The organism is Mucilaginibacter sp. NFX135, assembly GCF_048565145.1.
GTDB lineage: Bacteria > Bacteroidota > Bacteroidia > Sphingobacteriales > Sphingobacteriaceae > Mucilaginibacter.
Window position 1 is genome coordinate 250,063 of record NZ_CP183412.1, and the last position, 12,462, is coordinate 262,524.

Sequence of the window (12,462 nt, forward strand, 5' to 3'; positions counted from 1 at the left end):
ATTATTGTATTACTTTTTCAGTGCCCTCACATTACGGCGAGCCTTTTTCCATTAAAAGTATATTTAAATAAGGTTATTCAACAATGCTTACTTTAAGCATATTGGTTTTACCTTGTTTAATAATAGGCACAGCGGCAGTGTTAATCACTACGTCGCCGGCTTTGATGAGGTCTTCTGATTTCAGCATAGCGTTTACATCGGCAATGGTTTGGTCGGTACTTTCCAGTTTATCATAGAAAAAAGCACGTACACCCCAAACCAAACTCAAAGCATTTAGTAGTTGCTTGTTGGATGTAAATATATAGGTACTTGCCTGTGGTCTGTGGCTCGAGATCTGGAAAGCGGTATAACCCGATGTAGTCATGGATACGATACCTACCGCATTAGTATGCTGCGCCAGGTGAACCGCCGATTCGCAAACCGCGTTGCTCAGGTAATCTGGCGATGATGGGTCGGTATCATTTACCTTAGCGGTATTAAAGCTGTAACCAAATTCTTCTACGTTACGCACAATTTTGGCCATCGTTTCAATAACAATAACCGGGAACTCACCAACCGAGGTTTCGCCGCTAAGCATCACCGCGTCGGCGCCATCCAGTACAGAGTTGGCTACGTCATTTACCTCAGCACGTGTCGGGCGCGGGGTAGTGATCATAGATTCCAGCATCTGGGTAGCCACAATTACCGGTTTTGAAGCCGCACGACATTTAGTAGCGATCATTTTTTGCAGCAATGGCACTTCTTCCAATGGCATTTCCACGCCAAGGTCGCCACGGGCTACCATCACACCGTCGGTTGCGGCAATAATTTCGTCAATGTTATCAATAGCTTCCGGTTTCTCCACTTTAGCTATAACCTTGGCTGCTTTGCCGCTTTGAGCAATAATACGTTTCAGTTCTATAATATCCTGACCGGTACGTACAAATGATAAACCTATCCACTCCACATCATATTTCAATGCGAATTGCAGATTGATAAGATCTTCTTCGGTTAAGCTTGGGATAGATACTTTGGTGTTGGGCAGGTTAACGCCTTTACGTGAAGTTAAGATACCGCCGTGTACCACTTCGCAGATAACCGTGTCTTTTTTGTTGGTTTCAATAACGCGCAACTGCAGTTTGCCGTCATCCAATAAAATAATTTCATTGGCCTGTACATCCTGAGGGAAGGTATCATAAGTAATGTAGATCTGCTCGTCGTTACCGATACATTCCTGAGTGGTAATTTTAATATGAGTTCCGTTAACCAGGTGTATGCCCCCATCTTTTACCAAACCAATACGGATTTTAGGGCCCTGCAAATCGGCCAGGATGCCAACGTTGGTTTTGTATTGTTCGTTAATTTCGCGAATGATGTCAATTACGGCTTTATGATCCTCCGGTCTTCCGTGCGAAAAATTAAGGCGGCAAACATTAACACCGGCTTTGATCATGGCTAATAAAACATCTTTTTTAGCTGAGGCCGGGCCCATGGTGGCTACAATTTTAGTACGATTATAGTATAGTTTCATATTGTTCGGGTTAAACTGGCTTACATTATATATTTAGTGTAAAACCAACACTCTTTTTTTAAATTTTGCGCTAAAATAACAGATTTTCCCGTGATTTTATTTTTTTCGGATCAATCTTTACGGCGGCCACAACTTCGGGTATCTTATTAACGGTTGATATCAGGGTGTCCAGGTCGTCGTCGTCAATGTAATTGCGGATCATGATAAAGTAATCGGCGCTCCTTATCTCGGGCACCAGATAACCATCAGATCCCTTATTACCAATAAAATAGAAGTCGGTTTCGGTGGTTTCCCACTGGTAATGGAACAGGGAGAACAATACAGGTTCGGCCCCTTGATAAATATCAACGGCGAGATCGTTTGACCTGGTGAAATTAAAATTTAAAGATTTGTTGATAAGGTAACAAATGCGGTAATCTTTTAATGATGTGGTTATCGCGATAAGCACAAAATCAAAATCGATCTCAAACTTTAAAAATTTCCTGTTCAAAATCATTACTTTTACAAACGTCAAAATTACGAATACAAACCGTTTGAATAAAATTTTGTTACCGAAATATATTGTAAAAGTTTTAGATTTGATAATTGACAGAATTTATTTTTCTTTGCACTGAATTTTTATTAATCATTAAACTATAAAGACTATGTCTGATATCGCTTCAAGAGTAAAAGCTATTATCGTAGAAAAACTGGGTGTTGACGAAAGTGAAGTTACACCAGAAGCGAGTTTCACCAATGATCTTGGTGCCGACTCGTTAGACACCGTGGAACTAATCATGGAGTTTGAAAAAGAATTTAACGTGGCTATTCCTGACGATCAGGCAGAAACTATTGGTACTGTTGGCCAGGCAGTTGCTTATCTTGAAAAAAACGTTAAATAAGACTCCCTAACTGGATTAAATGGAGTTTAAAAGAGTTGTAGTAACCGGGCTTGGAGCACTTACTCCAATTGGCAACACGGTTTCAGAGTACTGGAACGGTTTGATCAATGGGGTAAGTGGCGCTGCCTTAATCAAAAGTTTTGATACTGAAAAGTTCAAAACTAAATTCGCATGCGAAGTAAAGAACTTTGATGCGGATGGTTTTTTGGGTCGTAAAGACGCCCGTAAATTAGATCCCTTTGTTCAATACGCTCTTTTTTCAACTGAAGAAGCCGTAAAAGACGCGGGATTGGATTTTACAAAATTAGATACCAGCCGTATAGGAGTTATCTGGGGGTCAGGTATTGGTGGTTTAAAAACGTTTTTGGATGAAGTAGTTAACTTTGCCAAAGGCGACGGTTCACCCCGTTTTAACCCCTTCTTTATCCCTAAAATGATAGCAGATATTGCTCCAGGCCATATTTCTATCAAATATGGTTTACGTGGGCCAAATTTCTCAACCGTTTCTGCCTGTGCTTCATCAAACAATTCCTTGATCGATTCATTTAACTATATCCGTCTGGGTAAAGCCAATATGTTCATCAGTGGTGGTTCTGAAGCTATTATTAATGAAGCGGGTATCGGAGGCTTTAACGCCATGCACGCTTTATCAACCCGTAATGATGATCCGGCAACGGCATCACGTCCGTTTGATTTGGACAGGGATGGTTTTGTGGCCGGCGAAGGTGCAGGTACCATAATTTTAGAAGAACTGGAGCATGCAAAAGCCCGTGGCGCTAAAATTTATGCCGAAATGATGGGCGGAGGTATGAGCGCAGATGCTTACCACATGACAGCACCACACCCCGAGGGGCTTGGCGCCGCATTGGTTATGCGTGCCGCTTTAGAAGATGCCAACCTTACCCCTGAAGATATTGATTATGTAAATGTTCACGGAACATCTACACCAATTGGCGATCCTCAGGAAATTAAGGCTATACATGATGTTTTTGGCGATGATATTTACCGTATCAATATCAGCTCAACCAAATCAATGACAGGCCACTTGTTAGGCGCGGCTGGCGCAGTTGAAGCGATAGCGTCAATATTAGCTTTAAAAAATGGTATCATCCCCCCTACTATTAACCATTTTACAGACGATCCTGCTTTTGACCCCAAAATCAACTTTACCTTTAACACCGCCCAAAAGCGCGAAATAAGGATAGTTCAAAGCAACGGATTTGGTTTTGGTGGCCATAATGCTTCTGTTATATTTAAAAAGTACGAAGATTAATTGTGGTTGTGAATGCCTATCAGTCAGTTTTATAAGCTATATCTATCCCCCAACAGGAAATACGTTAAGATTTTAAAGAATTTGCTCGGTTTTGTGCCGGGCAATTTGTCTTTATACCGTTTGGCTTTCCGGCATAAGTCGGTTGCCCAAAATGTAAAAAAAGGGGTAAAAAACAGTAACGAACGCTTGGAGTTCCTGGGTGATGCCGTGCTGGGCAGTGTAGTGGCCGAAGTGCTTTTTAAGCTGTATCCTTATGAAGATGAGGGCTTTTTGACCGAACTCCGCTCCAAAATAGTAAGCCGGGTAAACCTTAACCAGCTTGCCCGAAAACTGGGTTTTGATAAACTGATTGAGTATGATAGCCGCATGCTTAACTCAAGCCGACAGGGATCATTACTGGGCGATGCCTTTGAAGCACTGGTTGGTGCCGTTTATCTGGATAAAGGGTATGATTTTACCAAAAGCTTTTTGATTAACCACATCATTAAATCGCATATTGATATCCATAAACTGGAGCAAACCGAAACCAACTTTAAAAGCAAGCTGATTGAATGGTGCCAGCGCCATGGCCGCGACATTCTTTTTGAATTAGTGACCAACCAGGATGGCGAAAATGCCAAACTTTTTACCGTACAAGCCAGTGTTGATGGCGAAGTAGTAGGTGAAGGCAAGGAATTCAGTAAAAAGAACGCCGAAAAACTGGCCGCAGAAAAAGCCTGTGAATCCTTGGGGATTTAAGGGACTTGGGAGCAAAGACTTTGGGATTAAGGACTTTTAGATCAATCTTAGGATTAAGAAACCCTCGTCTAAAAACCTTTAATTAATTATTCCTCTTCTTTTTCTATCCTTACTCTTTGCTCTAAAGATCTTTGTTCTATCGCATCCTTGCTCTTTGTTCCCAAGTCCTTACTCCCAAAATCAATGTTTTTCTTTTTTCAAGGTTTCACCGGGCTGTGACAGTTGCAGTGTGCTGTCCCTCTTGATAAATGTTGGCGAGTTCAATCCCTCCAGCATATCTTTTTCGCCGCTGTTTTTATAATACTCATACGACTTTTGCATGTGTTTGATCAAGTCATAATCAGTCCAGCCTTTCAGGTCTTCGTATGATGGGGTATAGTAATTCATAAACCGGCGGGCAGCACTGTCAGTTGGCAATTTGGTATACTGTTTTACAAAATAAACATTGTACCGTCTGTTAATTTCGGCCTGCTCGGCCTCGCCTTTGGCAAAGTTGGCAAAACGACGTGCACGGCCCGGGGTTTTGCCAAAAAGTTCATAAAGCCCCGTGATCGGACTGCTTAAAAATGAGAGTACAGGGGGCTTACCATTGTAATAAGTACCCTGTTTACGGTAATCCTTCATCACATCATTAAGTTCCTGCTTTTTGGTTTGGCCAAGCACTTTTACTTCGGCCAGCTTAATAACCGGCTGCATATATACCGGCATATCGCTGTTATTCAACACTACAATTTTTTGTGGGGTAAACTCATCTTTAGTAAAAAGCAAGGTATCGCCGGCAGAGGCCTTTATCGAAAACCAACCCAGGTCATCGCTGATCATCAGGCTGCTTGTTTTGAGATTTTTGATCAAAACCTGCCCCATACGTTCGGGCGTGTTCTTTTTTGAGATCACTCCTTTGAGCGTAAATTCCTGAGCTGAGGCTATTAAAGCAGAACAAATACAGGCAATAAGAAGCAGGGGAAAACGATAATGCATGTGTGATATTGAACGCAAAGATACCAACAGTATTTTACACCAAATGTAAAAAAGTGTTAAAGTTCTGTGATAAAAAGAGTCCGAAAGTGGGGAAAGTCAGTAAAGTCCGAAAGTTTTAACACGTAAGTATTATTCCAGCTAAATATATTTTCAGCTTTTCGGATTTCTCGGACTTCCTGACTTTCGGACTTCTCCCTCCCCTTTCAAACTTCAAAACAAAAACCCTATCTTTGCACATGATAAAATCCATGACAGGGTATGGAATTGCCAGTTTTGACTCCGGTAATACTAAATATACCGTTGAGATCAAATCCCTGAACAGCAAATTTCTTGAGTTATCTCTCCGCTTGCCCAAAATATTCTCCGAAAAGGAGTTTCAGCTGCGTAATGATTGCAGTAAGCAAATTGAGCGTGGTAAAGTAAACCTGTCTATCAATATTGAGCAGGTAAATGCCGCGGTAAAGGCTGCAGGTATTGATAAAGATCTGCTTAAACAATATTATCTGCAGTTAAAAGAGGTAAGTCAGGAGCTTAATGAACCCACCACCAACCTGTTGCAACTTGCTTTGGGCTTACCAGAAGTGGTAAAATATGATGATGAAACCGCATCAGAAGATGAATGGAAGCTGGTTGAAAAAACCTTTCAGCAGGCTTTGGCTGCTTTTCAGCAATTCCGCGCAGATGAGGGAAATGTGCTCGAAAACGATGTAAAACACCGCATCAATATCATTCTGAAAAACCTGGAACTGGTAGAATTGGAAGACCCTAAACGCGTACCCCTGATACGTGAGCGCCTGAATACTTTTTTAAGTGAAGCTGCCGACAGGGAAGCTATCGACCAAAACCGCTTTGAGCAGGAGCTGATTTATTATATTGATAAACTGGATATCACCGAAGAAAAAATACGCCTGAAAACACATTGTGAATATTTTATCGAAACCCTGAAAAATGCCGACGCCAATGGTAAAAAACTCGGTTTTATCTCACAGGAAATCGGTCGCGAAATAAATACTCTGGGCTCCAAAGCCAATGATGCCAACATTCAAAAGCTGGTAGTAGGCATGAAAGAAGAGCTCGAAAAAATTAAAGAACAACTGTTAAACGTTTTATAGTTTACTGGTTAATTGGTTCATTAGTTCATTGGTTTCATGCTGATGGAAAACTGCACCAATGAACTAATAAGCAAATGAACTAATGAACTAATGGCCAAAGAAGGTAAACTCATTATATTCTCAGCCCCGTCCGGAGCGGGTAAAACCACTATAGTACATCACTTACTTGGCAAAATGCCCGAGTTGGAATTTTCCATTTCGGCAACTACCCGCGAATGCCGCGGCGAAGAGGTGAACGGGAAAGATTACTACTTTATCAGCAAAGAAGAGTTTTTGCACCGTATTGCCAAAAAGCAGTTTGTGGAGTTTGAAGAAGTTTACTCCGGTACATTTTACGGCACACTGCGTACAGAAATTGAACGCATCTGGGAAAAAGGTAAAACCGTGATATTCGATATCGACGTAGAAGGCGGCATGCACCTAAAACGTAAATACGACGGGCAGGCACTGGCTATATTTGTACAACCGCCATCATTGGAGGTTTTGATAGAACGCCTTACCGGCCGGGGTACTGATAGTGAAGAAAAACTAAAAGAACGCTTTGCCAAAGCCGAAAAAGAACTAAAGTACGCCCCTCAGTTTGATATTATCCTTAAAAATTACGATCTTGATACGGCTTGCAAGGAAGCTGAACAACTGGTAAGAGATTTTATTGGGTAGATTGCAGTTCTCTGTTAGCAGTTAGCAGCATTATAATGGGAAACTATAAGGATTTACTATTATAATAAAAAGAGTTTCTCCCTTGCTATGGAAATCTATGTTGTTACTAAACAATTTCCAAAAGAAGAAACATATTCGCTAACAGATCAAATTCGCAGATCATCGCGCTCTGTAAATATTTGCACTATTGAGGCCTACCGGAAACGCAGGTACCCAAATCATTTTGTGAGCAAGCTAACAGATGCTGATATGGAAAACAGCGAAACCCAAGGATGGCTGGAATTTGCGTTAGCTTGCAACTACATCACAAAAGAACTTTATGATAAGCTATACGCTCAGTCTGATGAGGTTGGGCGAATTGTACAATACATGATGAGCAATCCCGAAAAGTTTGGAGCCGCTTGATTAGATAATAAAAATTCAACTGCTAACCGCATACTGAAAACTGCTAACTGATGAAAATAGGCTTACTGTTTGGTTCATTTAATCCCATTCATATTGGGCACCTGATTATTGCCAATTATATGGCCAACCATACCACACTGGATAAAGTTTGGCTGGTGGTATCGCCGCAAAACCCGCTTAAAAAGTATGGCGACCTGATTAATACTTACGACAGGCTGGAAATGGCGAAACTGGCTACAGACCATGCTACCAATATCAGCGTAAGCGATGTGGAATTGAAACTGCCTCAGCCATCCTACACTATTGATACTCTTGCTCATCTAAAAGAAAAATATCCGGAGCACGAATTTGCGCTCATTATGGGATCAGACAACCTGGGAACACTGCACAAATGGAAAAATTATAAGCTGATATTGCGCGATTACAAAATATATGTATATCCCCGCCCCGGTTATGAAAACGCCGAACTGGCCGATCATCCCGCGGTCACCATTACCATGACACCGCAAATGGAGCTATCGGCAACCTTTATCCGCAAATCTATCGCCGAAAAAAAGAACGTGCAATATTTTGTACCTGACCCGGTTTTAAATTTTATTGAAAGCAAGGGACTATACAAATAAGCTTAAAGCCCAAAGCAAAAAGCTTAAAGCTTTCTTTTACTTTGTTGATCTTTCATAGCTTTCAGCTTTGAGCCTTTCGCTTTCAGCTTTCTTTACCTTGCTCATCTTTCATCGCTTTCGGCTTTGAGCTTTTTGCTTTCAGCTTTTCCCCCTATCTTTGCCCTGTGAGCGAAAAAACCATACTTAAACTGCAGCTGCCTACCGATCCGCTTTGGGTTAAAAACGTGGTGGAAAGCAATATTGAGGAGCTACTGACCGATCATGCTTTTTGCGAGCAAAAGGCGGCCAGCAATGCCATTACCCTTATTGTGCAAAACCCTAACCTGAATGATCTGGTACAGGAAATGGCCCTGTTGGTTCAGGAAGAAATGGATCATTTTAAACGTGTACACGATATTATACTACAACGCGGTTTTGTACTGGGCCGCGAGCGCAAAGATAATTATGTGAACGAGCTACGTAAATTCATCATCATAGGTGGCGGTCGTGAAGCTCAACTGATCGATAGGCTATTGTTTTCGGCTATGATCGAGGCCCGCAGTTGCGAACGGTTCAAGGTACTATCAGAAAATATAGGCGACACTTATTTATCTCAGTTTTACCACGAATTGATGGTAAGCGAAGCCACACACTATGCCATGTTTATTCGCCTGGCTAAAAAATACGCTGTTGAGATAGATGTGGAAAAACGCTGGAAAGAATTTCTGGAATATGAAGCACAAGTAATTCAGAATTACGGCAAAAGTGAAACCATACACGGGTAATTCATCTATACAAACAGGCTAAATACCGATACATTTTTTATTACTGGCTTTGAATGCGTTACTTTATGTATGTCGCGCTTTAAAGCTTTTTCTGTTATCATACATATTGCCGGCTGGCTGCTGTTCATGGCCTTCCCGCTGTTGTTTCTAAATAACCGTGGGCAAAATGATATTACCTGGTCGTTGCTGCAAAAGCACAGTTACTGGTTGTTTTGCTATACCTATATTTTTCTTTTTTACAGTAACGCTTACTTTTTTATCCCTCAGTTCTTTTTAAAAAGGAAGTACGTGTTATACAGCGTTATTGTGCTGCTGCTATTTGGCGCGGTGTATTATCTGCAACCATTTGACAAGCTATTGCACAGTATAGGGAACCGGGAAAGAGGCTTTTACAGAAATAACCGACCACCATTTGAATCATTCGCCCCAGGTTATCCAGGCCCCGGGACTCCGCCCCCTGATGGAAAAATGGGACCGCGCGCAGGATCTCAGGCCGATGGACCAGGGCAGTTCCCTCCACCCACACCGTTCAATGGGCAAGGCCTCGGTAAGCACCGTTTGCTGCACTTACGACCAATGGATAGCATCAGTCTGTTCATATTTATGATGATCATGGCACTAAGTACCGCTATCAGGATCATACAGCAATGGCGGCTCACCGAACGACGCGCCATACAAGCCGAGGCCGATAAAACCACCGCCGAGCTTTCCTTTTTAAAGGCCCAGATCAATCCGCACTTTTTATTCAATACGCTCAACAATATTTACACGCTTGCCGTTATAAAGGATGATCATGCTGCCGATAGCATCATGAAACTATCAAACATTATGCGTTACGTAACCGATGATATAGTGGCCGATCAGGTACCACTGCAAAACGAAGTGGATTGTATCAGTGACTATATTGAATTACAGCGTTTACGTATTGGTAGTAATACCAGGGTAAATTTTATTGTGACGGGCGATGTTGAGAACAAAAAAATAGCGCCACTTGTTCTGATGACCTTTATTGAAAACGTATTTAAATACGGTGTAAGTAAACATGAAAAAACAACCATCGATATTAAGATCGGCGTAAGTGATACGGATATTTCCTTCTTCTGCAGAAACCACATTTTTGTGCACCGGGAGGCAAATCAGCGTGGCGGAATAGGCATCAGGAATACGCAACTGCGCTTAAATCATTTATACCCAGACAAGCATTTACTCAACATTTGGAATGAGGATAATGAGTATTCGGTACAGCTAATAATTAATCAAATATAGTTATGACATTGCAATGTATAGCTATTGATGATGAACCACTGGCCTTACGGCTCATAAGCGAATATGTATCACGTTTTCCGGCATTGCAGCTGATCAAAACATTTGATGATGCCATATCCGGCGCCGAGTTTTTAAAGACCAAACCAATCGATCTGCTTTTCATCGATATTAATATGCCCGATATTACAGGTATCGACCTGGTGCGGTCCCTACAGGTAAAACCCATGGTAATATTTACCACCGCTTATAAAAACTTTGCTTACGAAGGCTTTGAACTGGAAGCGTTGGATTACCTCCTGAAACCCATTGATTTTAAACGCTTTGAAAAAGCAGTAGAAAAGACCATTGATTATCACCGTTACAAGAGTCAGACAGACACCGAACAGCCCGAAGAGAGCCTGTATGTATATTCAGAATACCGCATGGTAAAAATTGACCTGAGCGCCATTGAATATATTGAAAGTATGGAAGATTATATCAAGATACATCAAACCAATGCACCAACGGTACTTACACTGTTGTCATTAAAAAAAGTACTTGAAAAACTGCCTGCCGATAAATTTCAGCGCATACACCGCAGCTATATTGTACCGCTCGGTAAGATCCGTTCTATCCAGAACCGCAAAATTAAACTAACCGACGTAGAGCTTCCCGTAAGCGACAGCTATCATGAAACCATCCGTAACTGGATGAAATTCAGATGAAAAAAACGTATCTATCGGCACAAAACCTCCATTTACCGATACATTCCGCCTCCAGATAGCTTCGTCACCTACATTTACTGGAGTTAATAAAACACATTGTTTAACCCCTTATTAATCCCTGTAGATCATGGAACGTAAAAGCTTTCTTCGCACCTTTGCAGTAGCCGCAGCAGCTGGCCCTTTGCTTATTGAAGCCTGTAAAAAAGACGCCTCATCAACCCAAACAGAAACCACCACAACTACCACATCAACTAATGGCACTACGTGCATTACTACGGCAACAGAAGAAGAAGGTCCGTTTCCTTACCCCAGCGGTGAGATCAACAATCCGCTTAACCGGGTAGATGTTACCGGCGGACAAACCGGTGTACCTCTATCTATCAGCTTTGTGGTGGTGAACACCAATGACAATTGTAATGTGGTAAGCGGGGCACGTATCGACATATGGCATTGTAATAAAGATGGTTATTATTCTGGTTATGGTAACCAACCTGGTATACTGGGCACCAAAAGTTACATTGGCGAAACCTGGTTAAGGGGTTATCAGCTTACTGATACTTCTGGTGTGGCCAAATTTACCACCATTTACCCGGGATGGTACTCCGGGCGGGCCACCCACATCCACATGGAGGTATTTATCAATAACGTGCTCAAGAAAATAACGCAGATGGCTTTTTCAGAAACCATATCTGACGCAGTACATGTCTCAACGCTGTACGCCGCGCATGGTATAAATACCACCCGAAATGCTACCGATCAGGTTTTCAGTGATTCAGCGACCGACCTGGCCAATGAAACCATCGCCTTAACAGGTAGTGTCTCTGCCGGCTATTCCGGAACCTATACTATTGGTGTAGCACTTTAAAGTAATGAGTTGTGGGTAGTGAGTTTTGAGTATAAAAAGAAATTTCTGCTCAATCTCCAATAAACCCAACTCAAAACTCATCACTTATAACTCAAAACTAAAGGAAAATGGCACTCATCAAATTAGCATACAAACAGATCATTGATGCATCGGCGCAGGGCCGGTTTGAAAAAAGCATATTACAGGCATCATATCAGGAGTTTTTACTCAAAATGCAGACTTACAACCCTAACCGGGAGTTTAAAACTTTTACCGCGTTAAAGGCACATGATGGCAGGGCCAATTCGTTGCATTACAAATTGAGTTTCGCGGTTGGACATTTTATACAGGCTCTGGATAATAAGATACCCGGATTGACCGATAACCTGGGTAATCCAGTCAAATTTGAGCAGCCGCAATTTGAACTGATTGAATCGCACATCGATGATATTTCATCGCACAAGGTGGCTATCATTTATACCACCGGTATTTTAACACTGGTCAATCAACTGGCGGAGTTTATGGTATTGGCAGAGGGTGATGTATCCGAAAAGTTTGTAGCCGATACCTTTATATTAAAAATGCAGCAGGGGCTTTCCATCACCAGTTACCAGGAATATCAGCCCGAGCCTATCTTTAAAGATACTTTTCAACAGGCTTAATCTTATTTATCCCCTTTTTTTCATCATGTCAGGTTGGCGTCT

General features: G+C 41.8%; 15 protein-coding genes. 12 read left to right on the top strand and 3 right to left on the bottom strand.

What is annotated here, in order from left to right; translation table 11 throughout:
• Positions 1-73 precede the first annotated feature (73 nt).
• Both pyk and ACNURT_RS01050 read right to left on the bottom strand, forming a co-directional pair.
• Complete coding sequence (gene pyk, locus ACNURT_RS01045; RefSeq protein WP_419700163.1) at positions 74-1,510, bottom strand: pyruvate kinase; 1,437 nt, start codon at positions 1,508-1,510, stop codon at positions 74-76.
• Positions 1,511-1,580: 70 nt separating this feature from the next.
• Positions 1,581-2,000: an IPExxxVDY family protein gene (locus ACNURT_RS01050; RefSeq protein ID WP_419700164.1), complete on the bottom strand. Its 420-nt coding sequence runs from the start codon at positions 1,998-2,000 to the stop codon at positions 1,581-1,583.
• Between the two features lie 154 nt (positions 2,001-2,154).
• Here ACNURT_RS01050 and ACNURT_RS01055 point away from each other — a divergent pair, with 154 nt between their 5' ends.
• From ACNURT_RS01055 to rnc, 3 genes are read left to right on the top strand one after another with little or no spacing between them, the layout of a single operon-like run.
• On the top strand, positions 2,155-2,391 hold the full coding sequence (locus ACNURT_RS01055; protein WP_031266521.1) for an acyl carrier protein: 237 nt from the start codon (positions 2,155-2,157) through the stop codon (positions 2,389-2,391).
• Positions 2,392-2,410: 19 nt separating this feature from the next.
• Positions 2,411-3,664, top strand: coding sequence for a beta-ketoacyl-ACP synthase II (fabF, locus tag ACNURT_RS01060; protein WP_419700165.1), 1,254 nt, complete (start codon positions 2,411-2,413; stop codon positions 3,662-3,664).
• A 12-nt stretch (positions 3,665-3,676) separates the two neighbouring features.
• On the top strand, positions 3,677-4,402 hold the full coding sequence (gene rnc, locus ACNURT_RS01065; protein ID WP_419700166.1) for a ribonuclease III: 726 nt from the start codon (positions 3,677-3,679) through the stop codon (positions 4,400-4,402).
• Positions 4,403-4,582: 180 nt separating this feature from the next.
• Here the strand turns inward: rnc and ACNURT_RS01070 are convergent, their stop codons facing one another.
• On the bottom strand, positions 4,583-5,380 hold the full coding sequence (locus tag ACNURT_RS01070; RefSeq protein ID WP_419700167.1) for a hypothetical protein: 798 nt from the start codon (positions 5,378-5,380) through the stop codon (positions 4,583-4,585).
• Between the two features lie 236 nt (positions 5,381-5,616).
• Here ACNURT_RS01070 and ACNURT_RS01075 point away from each other — a divergent pair, with 236 nt between their 5' ends.
• The 9 genes from ACNURT_RS01075 to ACNURT_RS01115 all read left to right on the top strand — a co-directional run bounded on the left by ACNURT_RS01075 (position 5,617) and on the right by ACNURT_RS01115 (position 12,420).
• Positions 5,617-6,492, top strand: coding sequence for a YicC/YloC family endoribonuclease (locus tag ACNURT_RS01075; protein ID WP_370998374.1), 876 nt, complete (start codon positions 5,617-5,619; stop codon positions 6,490-6,492).
• Between the two features lie 90 nt (positions 6,493-6,582).
• Positions 6,583-7,152, top strand: coding sequence for a guanylate kinase (gmk, locus tag ACNURT_RS01080; RefSeq protein WP_419700168.1), 570 nt, complete (start codon positions 6,583-6,585; stop codon positions 7,150-7,152).
• An 87-nt stretch (positions 7,153-7,239) separates the two neighbouring features.
• Positions 7,240-7,557 (top strand): four helix bundle protein, encoded by a 318-nt coding sequence (locus ACNURT_RS01085; RefSeq protein ID WP_419700169.1) that lies wholly within the window; start codon positions 7,240-7,242, stop codon positions 7,555-7,557.
• Between the two features lie 50 nt (positions 7,558-7,607).
• On the top strand, positions 7,608-8,180 hold the full coding sequence (gene nadD / locus ACNURT_RS01090; protein ID WP_419700170.1) for a nicotinate (nicotinamide) nucleotide adenylyltransferase: 573 nt from the start codon (positions 7,608-7,610) through the stop codon (positions 8,178-8,180).
• Between the two features lie 164 nt (positions 8,181-8,344).
• On the top strand, positions 8,345-8,944 hold the full coding sequence (locus tag ACNURT_RS01095; protein WP_419700171.1) for a tRNA-(ms[2]io[6]A)-hydroxylase: 600 nt from the start codon (positions 8,345-8,347) through the stop codon (positions 8,942-8,944).
• A 69-nt stretch (positions 8,945-9,013) separates the two neighbouring features.
• Positions 9,014-10,210 carry a sensor histidine kinase gene (locus ACNURT_RS01100; RefSeq protein WP_419700172.1) on the top strand — a complete coding sequence of 399 codons (1,197 nt, stop codon included), beginning with the start codon at positions 9,014-9,016 and terminating at the stop codon, positions 10,208-10,210.
• A 2-nt stretch (positions 10,211-10,212) separates the two neighbouring features.
• A complete protein-coding gene (locus ACNURT_RS01105; protein ID WP_419700173.1) occupies positions 10,213-10,914 on the top strand; it encodes a LytR/AlgR family response regulator transcription factor in 702 nt (233 codons plus the stop codon).
• 127 nt (positions 10,915-11,041) lie between these two features.
• The gene (locus ACNURT_RS01110) at positions 11,042-11,779 is read left to right on the top strand and encodes a hypothetical protein (RefSeq protein WP_419700174.1); all 738 of its coding nucleotides are present in this window, start codon (positions 11,042-11,044) and stop codon (positions 11,777-11,779) included.
• A 107-nt stretch (positions 11,780-11,886) separates the two neighbouring features.
• A complete protein-coding gene (locus ACNURT_RS01115; RefSeq protein ID WP_419700175.1) occupies positions 11,887-12,420 on the top strand; it encodes a hypothetical protein in 534 nt (177 codons plus the stop codon).
• Positions 12,421-12,462 lie beyond the last annotated feature (42 nt).

Coding starts and splice junctions, on each gene's coding strand:
- ACNURT_RS01075 (WP_370998374.1), top strand. CDS start 5,617: ATGATAAAATCCATGACAGGGTATGGAATTGCCAGTTTTGACTCCGGT.
- ACNURT_RS01115 (WP_419700175.1), top strand. CDS start 11,887: ATGGCACTCATCAAATTAGCATACAAACAGATCATTGATGCATCGGCG.
- rnc (WP_419700166.1), top strand. CDS start 3,677: ATGCCTATCAGTCAGTTTTATAAGCTATATCTATCCCCCAACAGGAAA.
- ACNURT_RS01055 (WP_031266521.1), top strand. CDS start 2,155: ATGTCTGATATCGCTTCAAGAGTAAAAGCTATTATCGTAGAAAAACTG.
- ACNURT_RS01085 (WP_419700169.1), top strand. CDS start 7,240: ATGGAAATCTATGTTGTTACTAAACAATTTCCAAAAGAAGAAACATAT.
- gmk (WP_419700168.1), top strand. CDS start 6,583: ATGGCCAAAGAAGGTAAACTCATTATATTCTCAGCCCCGTCCGGAGCG.
- ACNURT_RS01110 (WP_419700174.1), top strand. CDS start 11,042: ATGGAACGTAAAAGCTTTCTTCGCACCTTTGCAGTAGCCGCAGCAGCT.
- pyk (WP_419700163.1), bottom strand. CDS start 1,510: ATGAAACTATACTATAATCGTACTAAAATTGTAGCCACCATGGGCCCG.
- ACNURT_RS01105 (WP_419700173.1), top strand. CDS start 10,213: ATGACATTGCAATGTATAGCTATTGATGATGAACCACTGGCCTTACGG.
- nadD (WP_419700170.1), top strand. CDS start 7,608: ATGAAAATAGGCTTACTGTTTGGTTCATTTAATCCCATTCATATTGGG.
- fabF (WP_419700165.1), top strand. CDS start 2,411: ATGGAGTTTAAAAGAGTTGTAGTAACCGGGCTTGGAGCACTTACTCCA.
- ACNURT_RS01100 (WP_419700172.1), top strand. CDS start 9,014: ATGTCGCGCTTTAAAGCTTTTTCTGTTATCATACATATTGCCGGCTGG.
- ACNURT_RS01070 (WP_419700167.1), bottom strand. CDS start 5,380: ATGCATTATCGTTTTCCCCTGCTTCTTATTGCCTGTATTTGTTCTGCT.